Raw genomic sequence first — 19,832 nt, forward strand, 5'->3', positions numbered from 1 at the left:
GGGAAGCGGTCAGCCGCGGCACAGCATGGCGAACACAGAAAACTTGCGAGGCCGGTCATCCAGGCGGCGCGCAGCGGGAAACTCAGCCTCGCGAGCTAGACTGGGAAGGAATACTGACATAGTTCGGCAGGCGGGGTGCGAATTGGTGAACCCTATGTATCTGCCTCGTCTGAATAATCTTCATCTTCATCCTCGGAGTATTCCTCTGCTTCGGCTTGCAGGTGTTCTTCTGTCACCCAGTAGGCGGAACTCCCATATACATCGGACCTACGATGCCTGGAAGCAAATGATGACAGAGCGGTTTTGAACTGCACCATCACTAGCAGTGCATCGCTAACTTGCGGCAGAGACTTGTCGTCCAATTCTTCCAGGTACTTTCCTTGAGGCTGATCCTTCAAGAAGGCTAAAAGGTCCGCAAGGACACGATTGATAATCTTTACCTTGCCCGGACTCATGGTTGCCTCGGGCTTCTTCTTTGATAGCTCTCGTATCTCTGCTAGGAGACCCGAGAATATGGGTTCGCTAGCCTTGTAGGCCTGAACTACTGCCTCAGTCGTGACAAATTCCGGGCGATCATCGTATTCGTCCTGCATTACTTGCGTCCAATCTTGGAAGGAGGGGCGGAGCGTATGTCGCTTTGCTTGCCATCAACCCGATAATACCACCACCCAGAATTAACTACTACATTGTCCGACCGGAACCTCTCGGCCTCTTCGATATATTGACCGATGACCATCGCAACGTCACTGGTCGAAGGCAGATCGTCACTATCGAAAGCCTCAAAATCTGAAAAAGGGCGATACTTGTCGCCTGATATCTGATTCCCAAGTTCAAGAACCTTATTGATCAATTTCAAATTGAAGGCGTTCACAGCATCGCTCGGTGACTTCTTTGCCAATGCTGTCACCTCAGCGTGCAAGCTGTTTAGCTGCCCAGTTAGCTTCTCAAGGTTCTCGACGTCCTCTTTAGTCTTCATGCCATCCTCCTATGGGCATTCCCGTCTGAACTCGACATACTTCTTCACGACGACCTCAAGGCGCCAATGCCGCGGAGCGGCTTCGTCCAAGGGCCGGGTTTCAACCAAGCATAACGCCACCGATCCGTGCTATTAAGGAAATCAGCCCAGCAAGGCCTTATCTACTTGGTCACCGAGCCGCACCGCCTCCCGGGATTGATGCGGCAGCGTCTGGTTGTAGACCCGCGATAGGGTCATCTCGCGGATGTCGGCGCTGTTTTTGCTTCTTCAATCCAGAAGACACTGCATTTCGGCACTTGGATCAGCAGTGTCGCCGCCGCCAAGAAATGTCCATGCTACCAGCCTGCCGATCAGCCAAATTGCTTCGACGTTACCCGGCCGAACATCTGCGCAATCTGGGAGTTGGCCGGAGCCACGTTTTTGGGCAGCGCCCAGAGTGGTCGTTGGCTTCGCGGTGCTTATATGCTCTCAAGCGAACTGTCGCGGCATGGGATACGAAACGGCATGCAGTGGATACTTCAGCAGTTCGAGGACACGCAGAAGCTGGCCGATGCACTTGATCGGCTTGGCATCTCTTACTCGTGGCACAAGGTCGTTCCATTCATCGGCACGCTCGAGCCCGAGCCGGAGGTGCGCGATCCGCAAGCCGTTGTGATGTTCGGCTCTTACATGCGGTCAGCGGAGTGGCAAGATTATCTGTGGCATATGTCGATCTGATCGACGTGGCGGGAAGACCTGTCGATCTTTTCGACTCGCACCGTTATGTTCTGGTCTGCAGGGGTGTCGTACGCCGGAGCATTCCTTGAGGAACCCTTGGTTGGAGGGTCTAGAACACTGTAGTTAGATGTTTCTTAAAGAGACCCGTGGCGTCTGCTTTGAAAATATGCCATCATAAGCGTCATGGCGGCCGAACGAGCGCAAAACCTGAAGAAAGTCCTTGATGCAGTGCCCACAGGGTATCTGGTCGATGCCGCGTGGCTCACCGCGCATGGTGTCGCCTACGAGACCTTTCGCGACTACGTCAAGCGCGGCTGGCTCGAGCGTCTGACCCGAGGCGTTTTCCGTCGTCCGTTTCCGGGCACTTCTGCTTCGGATACGATCGACTGGAAGATCTGCCTGCTCTCAGTCCAGCACATCATGGGTCACGATGTCCATGTCGGTGGCATGACGGCGCTCGCCCAGCAGGGTTACGGCCACTACCTGCGGCTGGGCGGTAACGCCCCGGTATGGATCTATGGTGAAGTCATACCGAACTGGCTTTCGAAGCTGCCGCTGAACGCGCCGATCGAGACGCGCAGCAGGTCCCTCTTTGACGATCCGAAGCTGGGCCTTCCCGATGATACCACGGATGCCGGGCAAACCCTTCCCTGGGACTGGCAACTCAGGATGTCGTCTCCCGAACGGGCAATCCTCGAAGCTATCGATGAACTGCCCGACCATGAAAGCTTTCACAACCTCGACATGGTATTCGAGAGCCTGACGACGCTGCGCCCGAAAATGCTGTCGGCGCTGCTGTACAGTTGCAGGAAGATCAAGGTGAAGCGGCTGTTCTTCGTCTTCGCTGATCGCCACAGCCACCCATGGCGCAAGCGCCTCGATCCCGAGGAGTTCAACCTCGGCAGCGGCGACCGCGCCTTGGTAAAGGGCGGCAGGATACACCCACGGTACCGTATCGTGGTGCCGGAGGAATTCGCAAAGACCGAGGCTGACGATGGCGCGTGAGGACTATGAAGCTCAGGTCGCGCTGCTTGTGCGCCTGCTCCCGCATGTCGCGAAGGAAAAGGCATTCGCGCTCAAGGGCGGCACGGCGATCAATCTGTTCTACCGCGATCTGCCTCGCCTGTCGGTCGATATCGATCTGACCTATCTGCCGATCAAGGATCGCCGTGAAAGCCTCGCTGAGATCAACGAGGCAATGGATCGCATCGCCGCCGCCGTCGAAGGCAGCATAGCCCGCGCGAAGACGCAACGCATCCAAGGCGGGGGAGGCGGCGCCACCCGTGTTCTCGTTCGACTGGGTGGTGCCGAGATCAAGATCGAGACCTCGCCGGTCATGCGTGGCGCCGTCCACGATCCCGAGATGCGCCCGGTGTCAGATGCGGTTGAGGACGAATTCGGCTATGCAGAGATGCAGGTGGTTTCCTTCGAGGATCTGTTCGGAGGCAAATTGCATGCCGCAGTGGACCGCCAGCATCCGCGTGACCTCTATGACATCAAGCTGCTGTACGAGAATGAAGGTCTGACAGAGGATCTGTTCCGGACCTTCCTGATCTATATCGCCTGCTCATCGCGTCCCGCGCATGAACTTCTGAACCCGAACTTTATCGACCTCGACCAGCCTTATACGAAGGAGTTTGAAGGCATGACGAAGACTCGTGTCAGTCTTGACGACCTGCTCGAAACCCGCAAACGGCTGGTCGCGGGCATCCGGTCTCGCCTTGATGAAAAGGCCAGGACGTTTCTCCTGAGCCTGCATGATGGCATTCCCGACTTCGATGCCATCGAACGGCCGCGGGCGGCTGACCTGCCTGCGGTTCGTTGGAAGCTGATCAATCTGGAGAAGCTGAAGAACGACAACCCGGCCAAGCATGCGGAGCAACGTTCTGTACTGGAAGGGCTGTTCAGCTAGCCGCAGTTGTGGTTGTCTTTCCGTTTCGGTGACGTCCACGTCCGGCCGCGATTCTCCTTTCCGGCCTCCAGCGATAAATACGAGGCATAAGCGCGTCGACAACGGTGTTTTTCAAATGACCGCAATCAGTTATATTAAGCGGCGAGCTTGGGGATATGGCGTTCGACCAATCGCAAGTATCGTTGGTTGCGCGCCCCCGCAACCATCTTTACTTGCGATCCGCCCGCCCCCTCGGCGGGCTTTTTCGTTTGTGCGGAAATCATAAGGATTCCGGCCAGATCGCCCTGGACGTCGATCTCGATCCGGTCCTCTCCCGGCGTCAGTACGATCCGGTCGATCAGCGAGCGGATGATCTCCGCCGCCTCGATGCGTTGCGCCTCGTCGTCGCCCTGCAGCGTCTCGTAGAGCTGCTGCACCCTTGCCCGGTATTGCAGCGCCATGTTCGGATGCAACAGGGGCGGAGGCTCGTCGGCATTGGCGAGGAGGTCCTGCAGCTCCACTTTGCGGGCGCGCAGCTTGTCGCCGCGCTCCTTCACCACCTCGATCGAGATCGCGTCCCGCATGTAGAGATCCATCAGCTTCTCCTCCTCGCGGGCGATCCGCTTCAGTTCCGCCTCGACCTTGTCGATGCCGGCGCTGCTCTCCATGCGCAGCCGGTTGGTCTCCCTCGTATAGGCGTCGCAGAACTCGGCGAAGAGGTCGGGATCGACCAGGCGGGTGCGCAAGGCGTTCAGCACCCGCGATTCCAGCGCGTCGCGGCGGATGTTCATCCGGTTGTCGCAGGTGCCCTTGTTGCGCGCCGTTGAGCAGCCGATCAGATCCTTCGAGATCGCCGAATAGCCGCCGCCGCAGCAGGCGCACTTCGTCAGTCCCGAAAACAGATACTTCGGCCGCCGGCGGTGGTTCACCTTGCGCACGTCGGCGATGCCGCGCGCGTCCCGTGCGACGGTATTGTCCTTCTGCCGCGCCTTCACCGCGTTCCACAGCGTGTCGTCGAGGATGCGCAGTTCCGACACCTCCTGGATCACCCAGTCTTCTTCCGGGTTGAGCCGGGCCTGGCGCTTGCCGGTATCGGGATCCTTGACGAAGCGCTGCCGGTTCCAGACGATCCTGCCGACATACATCTCGTTGTTGAGGATGCCGTTGCCGCGCCGCGGGTTGCCGTTGATGGTGCTGAAGCCCCAGTCGCCGCCCGAGGGGGCGGGGATGCCGTCCCTGTTCAGGGCGACGGCGATGGCCTTGGCCGATTTGCCGGCCGCGTAGTCGCGGAAGATCCGGCGCACGACCTCGGCCTGCGCCGCGTTGATCGTGCGGTTGCCGCGGATCGGCTCGCCATTGCCGTCGAACTTCTTGACGACGTCGTAGCCGTAGGAATTGCCGCCGCCGGACTTGCCGGCCTCGACGCGCCCGCGCTGGCCGCGCCGGGTCTTGTCGGCCAGGTCCTTCAGGAACAGGGCGTTCATCGTGCCCTTCAGCCCGACATGCAATTCGCTGATCTCGCCCTCGGACAGGGTGAACATTACTACGTCGGCATAGCGCATGCGCTTGTAGATGCCGGCAATGTCCTCCTGGTCGCGGCTGATGCGATCCAGCGCCTCGGCCAGCACAAGGTCGAAGCGGCCGCGCGTCGAATCCATGACCAGCGCCTGGATGCCGGGCCGCTGGATCATGCTGGCGCCGGAGATGGAATGGTCGGAATATTCCTCGACCACGGTCCAGCCTTCCTTCTCGGCGCGCAGCCGGCACATGCGGAACTGGTCGGCGATCGAGGCATCGCGCTGTTGGTCGGAGGAATAGCGGGCGTAGACGGCGACCTTCATGGCGGCACTCCCTGTCGGATCAGGAGGCGCCGGGTTCCCTGGTCTTTTTCTGCGCCTCGAAATTGTCTCTGGCGGCCTGCCTGCCCAGCAGGCGCACCAGCCCGACGAGGCGCGGGTCGGGACTGCCGCGGGGCGTGAAGCCGAGTTCCGGCTCGCCGAGCAGCAGGGCGTCGAGCAGCGCCTCGCGTTCGCTCCGCGTCATCGTGGCCTGGGTTCGGAAAGCTGGCAAGATCATAATCGCCAGCATCGGCGCCGAAATCCGCATAAGCAATGGAAATCGCTGTGGAATAATCGGCGGTGAATGGCATGGGCCGGGGTGCGACAGGGCAGGGTGGCGTAGAGCGGCGCGTTCCGGCGTCGTGCAATGACTTGCCTGAATCCGGGATCAGCGCAGCCGATGCCGGCGCCAGACCTCGATCATCCAGCCAAGCATCACCGCATTGAGGACATGCCACAGGAAATGCGTGCCGAAGGGCAGGGCATCGCACAGAGGCTGGTCCAGCGTGCGGAAGGTCAGCGAGACGATCAGGATGCCGGCGCCGATGGCGAGGCCGCGCGCCGTTTCCGGCAGGCGATTGCACAGCAGCAGCGCATAGATCAGGATCAGCAGCGGCACCGGCGCATAGCTGGCCGAGGAGCCGAGGCCGGGGATCATCATCGAGAAGATCGGCACCGTCGCGGCGGCATAGGGGATGAAGCCCGCCGTCACCAGGGCGGCGATCCAGGGACGCGCCCCGAAATAGTCGCGGGTGGCGGTGAAGACATAGAGCAGGATGAAGCCGAGGATCGGCAGCACGTCCATCAGCCCGGTCAACCGGTTCGCGTGGGTGTGGAACAGCCAGGAGCCGATGCCGATCACGAACAGCACCGCCGCCAGCGCCCGGCCCATCGCCATCTCCGGCCCGCGCAGCCGCGGCCACAGGACCAGGGCGGCGATCAGGAAGGCCATGTTGGTCAGCGCATTGATCGGCTCGGACCAGTAATCCGGGCCGGTCCGTTCGCAATAGGCGTCGACAGAGGAACGCCAAGTCATCGGAATCCTTCCGGACAAAGGTCAGGATGCAGCTGTGCGGGGCGCAGTGCTCGCGAGGCCGGGGCGATATCCGTGATCATCCATTGTCGTCCATCCAGGCTCATCGTCCCCGTGCAGGATACGGACGCAGGCGAAGGAAGGTAAGTGCTCCGCTGTTGTGAAGGTGGATCATCGCACTGGGCGGAAAGCTGTCTGGCGGCAGTGCGGCGCTGCAATCGCGGCGACATCGGAAAAGCGGTCACTCGTGCAACGCGCGGCAATGTGGCCGAGTGCTGGCCATGAAGGGCGGTGAGCCGCTTCACGGAAGTCCCGCAGTCAGCGGAACTTGTCCACAGGATAACTGCCCGCCGCGATGTGGCTTCACCAGCAATGAGACCGACCAGCAGACGTAGGGAGAGGTCAAATGAACCCGGAACGCCCGTCTATGGATTGGAAGGCAACTCTAGCAGTCGACTAACGCGCTATCACAAACAGGCTAGCACGGGCTAAATTCATCAGCTACGCTGCCTGAACGGATTGCTTCGGTCATTTGAGAAAGGGGAGTGCGTATTGCCCAGTCTTAACGTCACAACATCCGGATGTGCCTTGTGATGTCTGCTTCGCCGTTCTCGGCGGCGGCCCAGGGCTTGGGCTATTTCTTCCAGTACCGCTTTTCTCTCCTGAGGGCACTCGAGCTACCCGATGGCGGTCAATTGTTTCTCGAGCGCAACGATGACGTTGAGCATGTCGCAGCCGATGGATCCATTACGGCCGCTTCGCTCAAGCACAAGGCGGAAGGGGAACGGTTGACCGACTTGGCGACCGACTTCTGGAAGTCAGTACGGATCTGGCTTACCCTCTACATCAAAACGGGCCATGGAGCTGGTTCTGACATTCGCTTCATCCTGGTGACGACGGCGAGCGTGCCGGATGATTCGTTCATGAGCTTGTTTCTTGGTCATGGACAGGATGATATGATTCGATTGGAAAGCGCAAAAAAAGTCCTTTCCATGAGCAAGTCCGATACGATCTCTAGGATCGCCGCCGAATTGGACGCGTTAGCCATAAAGCAGCAGCGTGATTTCTTAGGCCGTATCTCGATAGTACAGGAAACCGACCGCATCGATCAGCTCCCGGCAATAATAGAGCAACGACTGCGCGCGGTGGACCGGCGTAATCGCCAGGCTGTCTTCGAACGGCTCGAAGGATGGTGGGTGAACGTTGTAACGAATCATCTCGTCAGTAGGGGGAATGATCCGATCTACATCAGTGACGTTTCCGACAAGCTGAGTGCGATCAATGACGCCTACAAGTCGGACAATCTACCAATTGACTTCCTTGGCAAGACCCCGGAAAGTATCGACGCCGCCTCCGACAACCGCACATTTGTGGAGCAGCTTCGTGTTCTGGGACTCTCCGAAGAGCGGATTCGGCGCGCAATCATCGATTACTACCGGGCGTTCCAGCAGCGATCAAGCTGGGCTCGTGAGAGCCTACTCGTTTCCAACGAGATCGAACTCTACGAAGATCGTCTCGTTGAGGAATGGGACAGGTTCCGCGAGATTGCGTGCGAGCTTCTCACGGACGGAAGCGGCGAGGAGGTGTGTCGGAAGGCAGGGCGGGAGCTCTACGACTGGGCCCAGTTAAACACGGGCAATTTGAGAATTCGTGAGCGCGTCACGGAACCCTACGTAGTCAGAGGTACATTCCAAATGCTGGCGAATGCCGACCCGCAGCCGAGGGTGTATTGGCATCCTAGATTTCTGGAGCGCCTTGCCAACGCGCTGGAGGTCACGGTTTGAGGCCGTGGAATGAGCGTCCGGTTGAGATTCGAAATCTTTTTAACCCGGCCTTTTGCGGTCTTGTGCTATCTAGGGCCATAATGGCCTTCCAAGAGATCGACAGGAAAGGCATGCCTTTTTCCTTGTCACTGCTTGTTCTGCCTCTCTGTCTCCACCGTGAAACCCGGGAAGTTGTGCGCACGAAGAAGAAGAGCTATTTCCTCAAGATCGCCGCTGAGCATCCCGAGTTTCAGATTGGCTTGGCCAGACGCTGTACCGATATTCTTCCGTTCACCTTCGAGGGCCTTGGTCTGCTGATGCAGTCAGGTGTATTGACAGTCGAGGCAGCTGGTAGGTTGCAAATAGGTGCAGGCATCCGAAAGACACTGTCAGGCACACATGAGTCGCTCGAGTGCCAACGGACCGCTGCGTTTCTAGGCAAAGAGTTCGCCCGCATCGGCGACCGCAGTACTGTCTATGCAACCTTGGGGGTGCGACCTTGAAAATTAAATCAATCCATCTCTACAGCGGTGATGGCCGGCGCCGTGATGTGGCCTTCCACGATGGTTTGAACATCATCACCGGGAGGTCATCGACAGGCAAGTCAGCGTTATCCGAAATCATCGAGTATTGTATGGGGCGTTCGACGTTCCTTGTCCCTGAGGGTACAATTCACGATCGTGTGGCATGGTACGCAGTCATCTATCGGTTTGCGGGTGAAGAAGTGCTGATCGCTAAACCTGCGCCTCGGTCAGGGGTGGCTAGTTGCAGTACCGCAATGGTCCGACGCGGATCCGTTGTTGAGGCACCGGAACCGGAAGAATTGCTTGTGAATGATAATGACGAGGGGGTTGTCTCTCTACTTTCAAAGCTCGTAGGCATACCGGATAACATCACCGACGTACCCATTGACCAAAGTCGTTCCAGCTTTGAGGCGACGATCCAACACACAGTGTACTACTTGTTCCAAAAACAAGAGTTTGTCACGAGCAAGACTCAGTTATTCTACAGACAGGACGAGGACTATCAACAGCAAACCATAAAAGACACAATGCCCATTGTCCTTGGCGTCTCTGGCAAGGATAAGTTCCAACTCGACGCCCAGCTGCGCGCCGCAAATCGCGAGCTTCGTCTTAACGCAAAGCTCGTCCAACAAACTAAAGAGGCAACTGCGGGTTCGGAGACGAAGGCTATCACCCTTTTGTCTGAAGCCCGAGGCGTTGGGATTCTTCCATCCACAGGTGTGTCTGCCGGAGATGCGATATCTTTGCTGCGTCAAGCGCTCTCGTGGCGACCCACGCCGGTTTCCGCGGATGACGGACAGCAGGTCTCCATAATTGAGCGGGAGATCTCAGAACTACGAGAGGAGCGCCGGGAAGCGGAAGTCCGTATCAAGGCCGCGCAGCAGTTCGCGGGCCAATCGAGGGGGTTCGAAACTGAGGTTAAGGAGCAACAGGACCGTCTCGCGTCTATTAAGGCACTGCCCAAAAACGTCGAGACCGGCGAATGGCAATGGCCGTTCGCCGAAAAAGATCTCGGAATGGACAGCCCCGTTGCCGCTGCCCTCTTGGGCGAGCTTCGGTCCTTGGATCGGGAGTTGACCGCGGTCACGGGTGAGCGCCCGGTTCTGGATGCTTATCTCTCGAAGCAGATCGAAGAGTCTTCCCGCCTCACGGCTCTCATCGCGCAGAGGGAACTCGAACTCTCGGCTGCGATTGCTGCGAGCGAGGTTCTCGCGGAGATGGGAAATCGCAACAATGCTGCAGCGCGGGTAGTGGGGCGCATCAGCCTATTCCTAGAAAACCTGGTGCCTGACGAGGAACTGGCCAAGCTGCTGAATGAGGAACGTCGCTTACGCCGGCGTGTCGAGGAGTTGGAAGAGCGGCTTGGCGCAGACGACTCCGACAGCCGCCTCCAGGCCGCCCTCAGCAATATCGCCCAGCACATGTCTGGCTACATCCGTGAACTCGGTGGTGAATTTGGAGAGTTCCCCGCGAGGCTTGACCTCAGATCGCTCACCGTCGTGATCGAGCGGCCCGGTCGACCCGTTTATATGTACAAGAGTGGGGGCGGGGCGAACCATCTGGCCTATCATCTTGGGGCCATGCTCGCGTTCCACAGATTCACCACGAACTATAACCTTCCTGTCCCACGTTTCATGCTGATCGATCAGCCGACACAGGTCTACTTCCCGTCGGAGGCGAGCTACAAGAGTGTCGGTGGGACCGTAGAGGAGACCGAGCAGGGCGACATCGATCTTGAGACGGTCCGCAGATTGTTCGCTCTTCTGTTGCGCTTCGTGACAGAAGACGCGCCTGGCTTCCAACTGATTGTTTCGGAGCACGCCAACCTTCGTGATGAGTGGTTCCAGGCCGCTCTTGTGGAAGAACCGTGGACGAAACCTCCGGCACTGGTGCCCGACGATTGGCCTGATCTTCCTGACCTGCCGCCAGTAGCTGGATCAGTCTGACATTGGGTCTCCCCAACCCGCAGTTGCGGAGGGGAAGAGGAAAGCCGTTTCATTGAAGCTTAGATTATCGGGATGCTCAAGGAGCAGGAGCCTAACGCCGGAGAGGTGCGATAAGTGCCTGAGCAATCTGCCCTGGCCGGGCTGATTGCGGGATGGAACGGCTACGCACTGCATGAGGGCTTTGCCCAGCGTTGTATCGTGTTCGAAACCGATATCTGTGGAATGTTTTGCACGATGGCTGGCATGGGCTGGCTGATGCTGATTTCGCTTCTCTTCCCTAGGGGGGTGAATTACTGGGGCTGGCATGGGAGGGCGTATTGCTGATCGCCCGGAGGATGTCGCGGCGCCAGAGGTATCCGGAGCAGCGCCTTCATTGTTGCTGCAGCACTGCCCGAACAGCAGTTTTCAAACATGCTGCGCTGCAGTGTAGCGCGAGGTCGACCGGCCACTCTGGGCCGAACCGGCCCTCACCCCCTTAGCGCCTGCCGCGCCATCTCTCGCGCCATCGCAAGGAGTGCGGTGAGCCCCGCCGAGGGATTCCTGCGGCCGGGGTAATACAGGCAGAAGCCGGGGCGCGGCGGGGTCCAGTCCTCCAGCAGGCGGATCAGGCGGCCGGCGGCGATGTCCTCGGCCACGTTCTGCTCGATGAAGAAGCCGATGCCCGCGCCCTCCAGCACGGCGGCGCGGGCGATGGCCGCCTCGTCCAGGATCAGGCGACCGCGGACGTCGATCTGCACGACCTCGCCTTGCCGCTCGAAATACCAGCGGAAAAGCTCTCGGTTCGGCAGCCGCACCCGGATGCAGTCATGCGCCAGCAGATCGGCCGGCACCCGCGGCCGGGGCCGGCCCGCCAGCCAGGCCGGGGTCGCGACGACCGCATAGCGCTGCGGCTTGCCAAGCGGCAGGGCGATCATGTCGCGGGGGACCAGGTCGGCGGTGCGGATGCCCAGATCGAAGCCTTCGGCCACGATGTCGACCAGCCGCTCCTCGGTCACCAGATCGACCTGCATGCGGGGATGGCGGCGCAGGAACTCCAGCACCAGGGGCGAGATGATCTCGCGCCCCGCCACCGCCGAGGCATTGATGCGCAGCATCCCCGAGGGCGTCTGGCCCTGCGCGCGGACGCTGTCCATCGCCCCGCGGATCTCGGCCAGCGCCGGCGAGACGCTTGCGACGAACTGCCGGCCGGCATCGCTCAGCGACACGCTGCGGGTGGTCCGGTTGAACAGCCGCACGCCGAGGCCCGCCTCCAGCCGGGCGATGGCATGGGACAGCGCGGTCGTCGACATGCCCAGCTCGATCGCCGCCGCCCGGAAGGTGCCCCGGCGCGCGATGGCCAGCACGGCCTCAAGGTCTCTCAGCCCCGCGTCCTTCATTGTCCCGATTCCGTCATCACCAGATGCCATATTATCCGGCTTATTCTGATAATGGTCGAGGCCCATGTTTCACCTGCAAGTAACAGAAGGAACGGAACATGCAGCTTCCCGCGCCGATCAGAACCTATTTCGCGGCTCAGGCCCCGCAGGATGCCGAGGCCCTGGCCGCGGCCTTCGCGCCCGATGCCGTCGTGCGTGACGAGCACCGGACCTATCGCGGCCCCGAGGAGATCCTGGCCTGGTGGCAGGCGGCCAAGGCGCAGTATCGCCACAGGGCCGAGCCGCTGGACCTGACCCAAGCGGCGGACAAGACCGCGGTCCGCGCCCGCGTCAGCGGCGATTTTCCGGGCAGCCCTGCCACGCTTACCTTCACCTTCGGCTTGGCGGGCGGCCGGATCACCGATCTGGAGATCCGCTGATGACCGGCTTTCTGACCTTGCAGGGCAAGCGCGCCCTGATCACCGGCGGCACGCAGGGCACCGGCGTCGCCACCGTGGCGCTGTTCCGGGAACTTGGCGCGCAGGTGCTGACCACGGCCCGCACGCGCCCCGAGAACCTGCCCGAACAGATCTTCGTCGCCGCCGACCTGACCACCGCGCAGGGTTGCCGGGCCGTGGCCGAGGCCGCGCGGGGCCGCATGGGCGGCGTCGACATCCTGGTCCATGTGCTGGGCGGATCGAGCGCGCCGGGCGGCGGCTTCGCCGCGCTGACGGACGAGGAATGGCAGAAGGAGCTGGACTGGAACCTGCTTTCCGCCGTCCGGCTGGACCGCGCGCTTGTGCCGGGGATGATGGCGCAGGGCGCGGGCGTGGTGATCCATGTCACCTCGATCCAGCGCCTCATGCCGCTGCCGGGCTCGACCACCGGCTATGCGAGCGCCAAGGCCGCGCTCTCGACCTACAGCAAGAGCCTTGCGAAAGAAGTGTCACCCAAAGGCGTGCGCGTTCTGCGCGTCGCTCCCGGCTGGATCGAAACCGAGGCCGCCATCCGCCATGCCGAGCGGCTGGCACAGGAGGCCGGCACCGACTACGAGGGCGGCAAGCGGATCATCATGGAGGCGCTTGGCGGCATCCCCCTCGGCCGCCCCGCGAAACCGGCCGAGATCGCCAGCCTGATCGCCTTTCTCGCCTCGGATCGGGCAAGCTCCATCACCGGCACGGAACATGTGATCGACGGGGGAACCGTGCCGACGGCGTGAGGAGGCGGCTCGGACGCTCTCGTACACGGTGCGAACAAGACCTGCGAGGACATCCCTGCCTCGATCCGCCTTCGGACGTGGCGGGGGCGCATCCGTCCTTCCCAGATCAGGACCGACCATTCCGGGCCAAGAACGCCAATATCGCGCTGGCGATCCGCTCGGCGATGCGGGGGTCGAGGTGGAAATGATGGTCTCCGGGAAGCTCGGCCATGTCGTAATCCGGGATCAGCCTTGCGCCAAGCCAGGCCAGTTCCATGGCTTTCGGTCTGCGGCTCTTGACGCCGTCTTCGGCCCACAGATTCAGCACGGGGCATCTGATCGCGCGCAGCACGGCTTCCACCTGCCCTTGGGTCAGCTTGACGGCGGAACTGGCGAAATGCCGGGGATCGCCGCGCAGCTGGAAGCCGCCAGGCCTCTCGATCAGCGCACGCTCGGCCAAGGCTTCCGAGGTTTGCCGCGAATTGCCCTGGGCCCGGCGGCGCTCGATGTAATCGGCTTTCGAGGCAAAGGTTCTGGGAGCGCTTGCCTTTTGCCTGCGGGTCTCTTCGATGAAGGCGCGCAGGGTCGAAACGACACTTTCATCGGGCATGGGTTCGGGCACCAGCCAATCGAGCGCGACCAATGCGCGGGCCCTTTCAGGCTGCGCCGCGGCGAAGAGGATCGCGATACTGGCGCCCCGGGAATGGCCCAGAAGTACGCAATCTCTCCATCCCAGTCGATCCAGGACTCCGGCGATCTGGGGCAGGTCGTCCCAGATATTGTAGGTGGCATGGGGCGCACGATGGCCGCTCCGCCCCTGCCCGCTGAGGTCCAGCGCGACGACATGGCATCCGACAAGCCGGGGCGCCAGTTCCTGGAAACTGGCGGCATGGTCCATCCAGCCGTGCAGGGCCAGCACGGGAGTGCCGCCCTCATGCCCGCCCGCCAAGCTGCAACCCGTCTACGTCCCATCGGCAGTTTCGCGGGGGCGCCGCATCTGGCCCGTTCATCTGCATGCCCTGCCATTCGTCTGCCCGGTCCGGGCATATCGCCCCCCGTCCGCGAATTGAAGCGCCGCGGCGGCCTTGCGGGCTGGACCTGAAACGCGGTGGCTCGGCGAGGCGGGGAAGGCGGCGACCGCCCGGCCTTCAATCGTCATGGATCAGGTCGAATTGCCCGAAGGCCGGTTCCGAGAGCCCATGATCCGGCGCGGGACAACGCCCGCTGGTGCCTGTCAGTCGGCTGCCATCCTCCTGCCGCCAACCGCCGGGAGCGCCTCATATCAACCCTCGGCCGCCTGCGTCATTGCCCTGGCGGTCCTGTCGTCGGCCGGAAGGAACGCCTCGATCGTCACCTCGGACAGCGTCACCTCCGTGGCCGTGCCGAAGACCGTGGTGGTGCTGAGGAAGGACAGGGGCCCCGCACCGCTTCGCAGCCTCAGCGGCACCGCGATGCGCCCCTCCCGCTCGGGATCCGAGGCTGGCGGCGTCGTGCTTGCGGGGCAGGGAAAGGCGGCGATTTCGTCGTGAAGCGCGGCCAGCACCGCATCCGCCGACTGCCTGATATCGTGCTTCAGCCGGGCCAGCAGGTGGGCGCGCCATTCCGGCAGGTTGAGAATGCGCGGCGCCAGCCCTTCGGGGTGAAGGCTCAGGCGCAGGACATTGACCTTTCCCTCCAGCAGATGCGGGGCGGCGCCGGCCATCAGCTTGCGGGCCGCCGGATTCGCGGAAATCAGCGTCCAGCGGCGATCCACCGCCAGGGCGGGGTGCGGCAGATGGCCGTGCAGGACGCGGTCGATCATCCCGCGCACTGCCGAGAATTCCGGGGCATCCGGCCCGCGATGCGGGTAATGCGGGGCATGGCCCGCCGCGGTCAGGATCAGGTTGCGCTCCCGCAGGGGAATCTCCAGCCTTTCGCTGAGATGCAGCACCATGTCCCGGCTTGGCCGGGATCGCCCGGACTCGAGAAAGCTGAGATGACGCTGGGAAATCTCTGCCTCGCTTGCCAGCGCAAGCTGGCTGAGCGCGCGCCTCTGCCGCCATCGGCGCAGCAGCTCCCCCGCATTGCCGGTCGCATCGCTCATGGCAGGACACTCGGCTCGGGCGCGGCGACGGAACGATTACCTGCGGGGTAATCGCTTTCGCAATGCCGATTCGCGATGATTGGGCATCGCTCTGCCAGTCGGCAGGGCGGAATCCGCTTTAAGGAGATGATCATGCCTGAAGACTACCACCGCCCGCCGTCGCAAACCACCACATCCCCGGATTCCGTCGCCGACCGAACTCGCGCCGTCGTGCAGCAATTCCTCGCTGCCAGGCTGGCGGGCGACACCGCGCGCCTGGCCTCGCTGTTCGCCGAGGACGTGGACTGGCAGCTTGCTGAAAACCCCGCCGTCCCATGGATCCGGCCGCGATCTACCGCCGCCGAGTGCGCTGCCCAGTTCACCGAACTGGCGCAATATACGGTGCCCGAGGATGCGTGGGCCTCGGTCGATACCTTGCTTGTCGATGGCGCCGACGCGGTCCTGATGGGGCATCTGTCGGGAACCGTGCGGGCGACGGGAAAATCCTTCGAGGGCCCCTTCGCCCTGCGCCTTACGGTCGAGAATGGCCGGATCACCCGCCATCATCTCTATGAAAACAGCCTGTCCATTGCCCAAGCCTGTGCTTCGTGAGGGGTGCGGCCCGAATTCCGGCGTCTCTCCTTCCCCGTTGCTTCAGTCTGCCATGATCTTTCCGCAAACGCCCGCTTAACCCTGCGACGCTGTGAACACCGCCAGTTGTGCCTCGAAGGCGCGTCGATAGGCGGGACGCGCCTCACCTCGGGCGACATAGGCGCGGAGGCTGGGATACCCGTCCAGGATGCCGCTGCCCTCCAGCCTGCGCAGCACCGTCACCATCATCAGGTCGCCGGCGCTGAAGGCGCCGTCGAGCCAGTCGGCCTCGCCGAGCCGGCGGGAAAGCTGCTCCAACCGGCCGCGGATGCGCTTCTCCAGCAGGGGAAGGCGCGCCTGGTACCAGGGCCTGTCGCGCTCGAAGTATACGGCCTGCTCCCACTCGATGATCGGCGGCTCGACGGTGTTGAGCGCGGCGAAGATCCACATGATCGCCCGCGCCCGCGCATTCGCGTCCTCGGGCAGCCGGCCCGGATGGCGCTGCGCGACATGCAGCACAATGGCGCCCGACTCGAACAGGGCAAGATTGCCTTCCTCATAGGTCGGGATCTGCCCGAAGGGGTGCAGCGCCAGGTGTGGGGGCTGCTTCATCTCGCCGAAACTCACTAGGCGGACATCGTAGGGCTGGCCAATCTCTTCCAGCGCCCAACGGACGCGCATGTCGCGCGCCTGTCCCTGGCCGCGGTCGGGGGAGTTTGCGAAGGCGGTGATGGTGGGGGTCATCGGAAAGCTCCTGCGCCTATTGTTTGATCTCGGGCTGGACCAGTTTCGCCAGCTTGTGCAGCGAATCCTGCCAGCCGAGATAGCAGGCCTCGGCGGGGATCAGATCGGGCACGCCCTGCGGTTCGATATTGACCTCGGTGCCGACCGAAACCTGTTTCAGATCCACCGTGACCGTCATCTCGCCCGGCAGGTTGGGGTCGTCGAACCGGTCGGTATAGACGAGGCGCCTGTCCGGGATCAGCTCCAGGTAGCTGCCGCCGAACGCATGGCTGTCGCCGGTGGTGAAGTTGCGAAACGACATCCGGTGCTGGCCGCCGACCTTCGCCTCCAGCTCGTGGACGGTGCAGAGAAAGCCGTAGGGCGGCAGCCAGCTTGCCACCGCGTCGGGCTCGAGGAAGGCGCGATAGAGCTTCTCGGGTTTCGCCGCGATGACGCGGTGCAGTCGGATCGTATGTGGCATAGGTTCCTCCTGTCTACCTTGGATATTCCAGTTGCATCGCCACCGCATCGGCGGTGCTTGCGCCGTAACGCGCGGTGATCGCGTCAAGCGTCCGGTCCAGGACATCGGCGGGCTTGCCGTCGGAAAAGGTCGGGACGCGCCGATCCCTTGGCCAGTCTGCGTCCTGCCGGTCGGGGATGAGACGGATGCCGCTGCGAGTTCCGACCATACCCGACGCGGCATAAGTCGTCACCTTCGACCGATATGTCCGCGACCAGGCATCGGCGGCCAGCGCCAGCGAGATCTCGTCCATGCCCGGCGCAAGGGCGATGCCCAACTCCTCATGGTTCCAGAAAGCCAGCCGGTTGGCCAGCACCGTCGCCGCGAAAGGCCGGGTCAGCGCGAAGGCGCCGCTGGCATGCCGTGCATCCCAGCGGGCGATGCCGAGCTCGCGGGCAACCGCTTCCGCCCTGGCTCGACCGGCGATGGCCTCGACCAGGGTCAGCATCATCGGCATCGAGGCGGTGATGCCGGTCGTCGTCACCACGCCCCCATCCGCGACCATCCGCCGGTCCGGGACATGAGAGATGGTCGGGTCGATCTTGCGCATCTCGTCCAGGTAATACCAATGCGTCACCGCCCGCTTGCCGTTCAGCAGCCCGGCGGCAGCAACGACCTTGGCGCCGGCGCAGATGCCGATGATCACCGCGCCCTTGCCGGCCTGGCTGCGCAGCCAGGCGATCACCGCCGGATCGTTGTCGCGGCTCATGGCGGGGACGATCACGTAATCCGCGCCTTGGGGATGCGCCGCGTCGAAGGCGGCGATGGTCGCGTCGGGCTGCACGGTCAGCGCGGGAAACAGCCGCACCGGGCCCGGTGCGGTGGCAAGGGAGACCACCTCGGCGACATCGGCGCGTTTCAGGATGCCATAGGGCAGCAGGTAATCGGTGGTCTCGGTGGCATCGTTGATTCCGATGATGGCGACCAGGGGTCGCGCGCGCTTCGGCGGTTCCAGCGCCGCGAGCAGGGCATCCGTCTCTGCCTGCGGCACCTGCGGCGGGGTCAGGTCTGCCGATGCGGGCGGCAGCGAGGCGATCCAGATGCCGAAGCCCGCCGCCGAAAGGAGGGCCAGTCCCAGGATGGCCCGCAGGGCGATGCGAAGTCTCATCGGCTTGCCTCGCTATCCCTTCACATATCCGAAAACCTCGACGATCCTGCCGTCCCGGACGCGCAGGATGTTGACGCCGCGCACCCGGTCGGCCTCGCCTTCGCCCCAAGACAGCCGCCAGCGGATGATGCCGCGATCCTTGCCGGCCCAGATCTCCTCGGCCGTGAAGGCGAGACTGGCCGGGGCGGCGATACCCTTCCAGAAATCCAGGCAGGCCTTGCGGCCTTCGTAGCGCGCGCCGTCCGGGGCAGGGGCGGTGTTCTCCAGGATGCAGCCCTCGCCGATCAGCGCGTCGAGGGCGTCGGGGCGGTGGTTCTCGAACGCATCGTGAAAGCGTTCGACGATCTCGCGGGTCGTTTTGCCATTCGCGTCCATGTCTCACCTCGTTGAACTGGCCAGGAAACGCTGTCGGCCCAGGTTAGTCTGCGGATGGGCTGGCAGATATGACAAAAAACGTGCAATCTCTGCCAATGCACCGGGTCGTCTTCATCCTCTATCCAGGGTTCGAACTGCTGGACATGGCTGGTCCCGCATCCGTCTTCAACGGCGCGAACCGCGCTCTGGGGCAGGTTGGCAAGGCGCCGTTCTACCAGATCTCGCTGGCCTCGCCGGGCGGCGGCGAGGTCGCCAGCAGCACAGGAATATCCGTGCAGACCGCGCGCCTTGATGAATTGCGCGGGCAACGGCTCGGCACGCTGCTGATCGTCGGCGCCGAAAGCGGGCCGCTGCAAGCCGCCATGGCCGACCCGGAATTGCGTGCGGCGCTGCCTGGATTGACGCCGGAGGCCGAACGGTTTGGTTCGGTCTGTTCGGGCGGGATGGTGCTGGCCGGTCTCGGGCTGCTGGACGGTCGCCGGGTCGCGACGCATTGGGACGCCTGCGCGCGCTTCCAAGCGCATTTCCCCGACGTGAACGTCGATCCCGAGGCGCTTTACGTGACCGACGGCAGGCTCTGGACCTCGGCCGGGGTGACCACCGGCATCGACATGGCGCTGGCTATGGTCGCGCGCGACCTGGACGCCGGCATCGCGGGCGAGGTGGCGCAACGGCTGGTCCTCTATGCGCGCCGGCCGGGCCATCAGTCGCAGTTCAGCCCCCTGCTGTCGGCGCAGGCCAGGGGCGACAGCCCCTTCGTGGCGCTGATCGGCTGGATCCAGGCCAACCTGCACGCCCCCCTGGATGTCCCGGCCCTGGCCGACCGCGCCGGGCTGAGCGAGCGCAGCTTTCACCGCAAGTTCACCGCCGCCACCGGCCAGACGCCGGCGCATTTCGTCGAGACCCTGCGGCTGGATGCGGCGCGCATGTTGCTGTCGCGGGGCCTGCCCTTGAAGCAGGTCGCCACGCAGGTGGGGCTGTTTCCGGCCGCAAGGTTCTCGCGCCTGTTCCAAAAGCGCTTCGGCCTCTCGCCTGGAACCTATCGCGAGATGCATCGCATCGAGCCATAGCCCCTTTCAATATTGGTCATGCAGCCTGAGCCAGCTCATGGCGCCGTTTTCGTTGCGGCCCTTGGGGGTCAGGTCCAGCCAGTTGAACGCGCCCATCAGCAGTTCCACGCCGCGGTGATAGGTGGAATAGCTGTGGAAGAGG

Annotated in this window: 23 protein-coding genes; 10 read left to right on the forward strand and 13 right to left on the reverse strand. The window is 62.7% G+C overall.

All coding sequences use genetic code 11. From position 1 onward, the window contains the following. Positions 1 to 152: 152 nt before the first annotated feature. Positions 153 to 593: a hypothetical protein gene (locus tag IT40_RS27855; RefSeq protein WP_243700289.1), complete on the reverse strand. Its 441-nt coding sequence runs from the start codon at positions 591 to 593 to the stop codon at positions 153 to 155. Further along, a complete protein-coding gene (locus IT40_RS27860) occupies positions 593 to 976 on the reverse strand; it encodes a hypothetical protein (RefSeq protein ID WP_084197296.1) in 384 nt (127 codons plus the stop codon). Before IT40_RS27860 ends, IT40_RS27855 begins: the two co-directional genes overlap by 1 nt. A 504-nt stretch (positions 977 to 1,480) precedes the next feature. Here IT40_RS27860 and IT40_RS19620 point away from each other — a divergent pair. The 3 genes from IT40_RS19620 (at position 1,481) to IT40_RS19630 (ending at position 3,605) form a co-directional block, all read left to right on the forward strand. Then, on the forward strand, positions 1,481 to 1,693 hold the full coding sequence (locus tag IT40_RS19620) for a hypothetical protein (RefSeq protein WP_036758785.1): 213 nt from the start codon (positions 1,481 to 1,483) through the stop codon (positions 1,691 to 1,693). Between the two features lie 183 nt (positions 1,694 to 1,876). Next, entirely contained in the window at positions 1,877 to 2,698 is an 822-nt protein-coding gene (locus IT40_RS19625; protein WP_036758788.1) for a type IV toxin-antitoxin system AbiEi family antitoxin, read from the forward strand. After that, entirely contained in the window at positions 2,688 to 3,605 is a 918-nt protein-coding gene (locus IT40_RS19630) for a nucleotidyl transferase AbiEii/AbiGii toxin family protein (RefSeq protein ID WP_036758791.1), read from the forward strand. Before IT40_RS19625 ends, IT40_RS19630 begins: the two co-directional genes overlap by 11 nt. A gap of 134 nt (positions 3,606 to 3,739) precedes the next feature. Here the strand turns inward: IT40_RS19630 and IT40_RS19635 are convergent, their stop codons facing one another. The 3 genes from IT40_RS19635 to IT40_RS19645 all read right to left on the reverse strand — a co-directional run bounded on the left by IT40_RS19635 (position 3,740) and on the right by IT40_RS19645 (position 6,458). After that, positions 3,740 to 5,425, reverse strand: a complete 1,686-nt coding sequence (locus tag IT40_RS19635) for a recombinase family protein (RefSeq protein ID WP_036758793.1) — start codon at positions 5,423 to 5,425, stop codon at positions 3,740 to 3,742. Between the two features lie 19 nt (positions 5,426 to 5,444). Beyond that, positions 5,445 to 5,672 carry a hypothetical protein gene (locus IT40_RS19640; RefSeq protein ID WP_244274037.1) on the reverse strand — a complete coding sequence of 76 codons (228 nt, stop codon included), beginning with the start codon at positions 5,670 to 5,672 and terminating at the stop codon, positions 5,445 to 5,447. A gap of 138 nt (positions 5,673 to 5,810) precedes the next feature. After that, the gene (locus IT40_RS19645) at positions 5,811 to 6,458 is read right to left on the reverse strand and encodes a ceramidase domain-containing protein (RefSeq protein ID WP_036758796.1); all 648 of its coding nucleotides are present in this window, start codon (positions 6,456 to 6,458) and stop codon (positions 5,811 to 5,813) included. Between the two features lie 590 nt (positions 6,459 to 7,048). Between IT40_RS19645 and IT40_RS19650 the strand changes: the two genes are divergently transcribed. From IT40_RS19650 to IT40_RS19660, 3 genes are all read left to right on the forward strand, one after another. Beyond that, positions 7,049 to 8,239, forward strand: coding sequence for an ABC-three component system protein (locus IT40_RS19650; protein WP_036758841.1), 1,191 nt, complete (start codon positions 7,049 to 7,051; stop codon positions 8,237 to 8,239). 62 nt (positions 8,240 to 8,301) lie between these two features. Beyond that, the gene (locus IT40_RS19655) at positions 8,302 to 8,721 is read left to right on the forward strand and encodes a three component ABC system middle component (RefSeq protein ID WP_243700292.1); all 420 of its coding nucleotides are present in this window, start codon (positions 8,302 to 8,304) and stop codon (positions 8,719 to 8,721) included. Further along, positions 8,718 to 10,688: a DUF3732 domain-containing protein gene (locus tag IT40_RS19660; protein ID WP_036758800.1), complete on the forward strand. Its 1,971-nt coding sequence runs from the start codon at positions 8,718 to 8,720 to the stop codon at positions 10,686 to 10,688. Before IT40_RS19655 ends, IT40_RS19660 begins: the two co-directional genes overlap by 4 nt. A gap of 467 nt (positions 10,689 to 11,155) precedes the next feature. Here IT40_RS19660 and IT40_RS19665 read toward each other — a convergent pair whose 3' ends face one another. Further along, entirely contained in the window at positions 11,156 to 12,064 is a 909-nt protein-coding gene (locus IT40_RS19665) for a LysR family transcriptional regulator (RefSeq protein WP_036758802.1), read from the reverse strand. A 98-nt stretch (positions 12,065 to 12,162) separates the two neighbouring features. Here IT40_RS19665 and IT40_RS19670 point away from each other — a divergent pair, with 98 nt between their 5' ends. Both IT40_RS19670 and IT40_RS19675 read left to right on the forward strand, forming a co-directional pair. Next, on the forward strand, positions 12,163 to 12,483 hold the full coding sequence (locus IT40_RS19670; protein WP_036758805.1) for a nuclear transport factor 2 family protein: 321 nt from the start codon (positions 12,163 to 12,165) through the stop codon (positions 12,481 to 12,483). Beyond that, positions 12,483 to 13,262: an SDR family oxidoreductase gene (locus IT40_RS19675; RefSeq protein ID WP_036758808.1), complete on the forward strand. Its 780-nt coding sequence runs from the start codon at positions 12,483 to 12,485 to the stop codon at positions 13,260 to 13,262. Before IT40_RS19670 ends, IT40_RS19675 begins: the two co-directional genes overlap by 1 nt. 106 nt (positions 13,263 to 13,368) lie before the next feature. Here IT40_RS19675 and IT40_RS19680 read toward each other — a convergent pair whose 3' ends face one another. Next, on the reverse strand, positions 13,369 to 14,190 hold the full coding sequence (locus tag IT40_RS19680) for an alpha/beta fold hydrolase (protein WP_243700290.1): 822 nt from the start codon (positions 14,188 to 14,190) through the stop codon (positions 13,369 to 13,371). 333 nt (positions 14,191 to 14,523) lie between these two features. Continuing rightward, positions 14,524 to 15,324, reverse strand: coding sequence for a helix-turn-helix domain-containing protein (locus IT40_RS19685; RefSeq protein WP_036758811.1), 801 nt, complete (start codon positions 15,322 to 15,324; stop codon positions 14,524 to 14,526). Positions 15,325 to 15,456: 132 nt separating this feature from the next. Between IT40_RS19685 and IT40_RS19690 the strand changes: the two genes are divergently transcribed. Beyond that, positions 15,457 to 15,915 carry a nuclear transport factor 2 family protein gene (locus tag IT40_RS19690; protein ID WP_052096168.1) on the forward strand — a complete coding sequence of 153 codons (459 nt, stop codon included), beginning with the start codon at positions 15,457 to 15,459 and terminating at the stop codon, positions 15,913 to 15,915. Positions 15,916 to 15,990: 75 nt separating this feature from the next. On the opposite strand, the gene IT40_RS19695 is transcribed toward IT40_RS19690, so the two are convergent. Genes IT40_RS19695 through IT40_RS19710 form a run of 4 tightly spaced genes read right to left on the reverse strand, consistent with a single transcriptional unit; the run spans position 15,991 to position 18,620 of the window. Next, complete coding sequence (locus IT40_RS19695) at positions 15,991 to 16,638, reverse strand: glutathione S-transferase family protein (protein WP_036758814.1); 648 nt, start codon at positions 16,636 to 16,638, stop codon at positions 15,991 to 15,993. Positions 16,639 to 16,654: 16 nt separating this feature from the next. Beyond that, complete coding sequence (locus IT40_RS19700; protein ID WP_036758815.1) at positions 16,655 to 17,098, reverse strand: SRPBCC family protein; 444 nt, start codon at positions 17,096 to 17,098, stop codon at positions 16,655 to 16,657. A gap of 13 nt (positions 17,099 to 17,111) precedes the next feature. Next, entirely contained in the window at positions 17,112 to 18,245 is a 1,134-nt protein-coding gene (locus tag IT40_RS19705) for a DJ-1/PfpI family protein (RefSeq protein WP_036758816.1), read from the reverse strand. Positions 18,246 to 18,257: 12 nt separating this feature from the next. Continuing rightward, positions 18,258 to 18,620, reverse strand: a complete 363-nt coding sequence (locus IT40_RS19710; protein ID WP_036758818.1) for a nuclear transport factor 2 family protein — start codon at positions 18,618 to 18,620, stop codon at positions 18,258 to 18,260. An 80-nt stretch (positions 18,621 to 18,700) separates the two neighbouring features. On the opposite strand from IT40_RS19710, the gene IT40_RS19715 reads away from it, so the two are divergent. Then, complete coding sequence (locus IT40_RS19715) at positions 18,701 to 19,690, forward strand: GlxA family transcriptional regulator (protein WP_243700291.1); 990 nt, start codon at positions 18,701 to 18,703, stop codon at positions 19,688 to 19,690. 6 nt (positions 19,691 to 19,696) lie between these two features. On the opposite strand, the gene IT40_RS19720 is transcribed toward IT40_RS19715, so the two are convergent. After that, positions 19,697 to 19,832: DUF899 family protein (locus IT40_RS19720; RefSeq protein WP_036758821.1), on the reverse strand; the 136-nt coding region annotated here is incomplete at its 5' end.

Source organism: Paracoccus versutus (assembly GCF_000763885.1).
Classification (GTDB): domain Bacteria; phylum Pseudomonadota; class Alphaproteobacteria; order Rhodobacterales; family Rhodobacteraceae; genus Paracoccus; species Paracoccus versutus.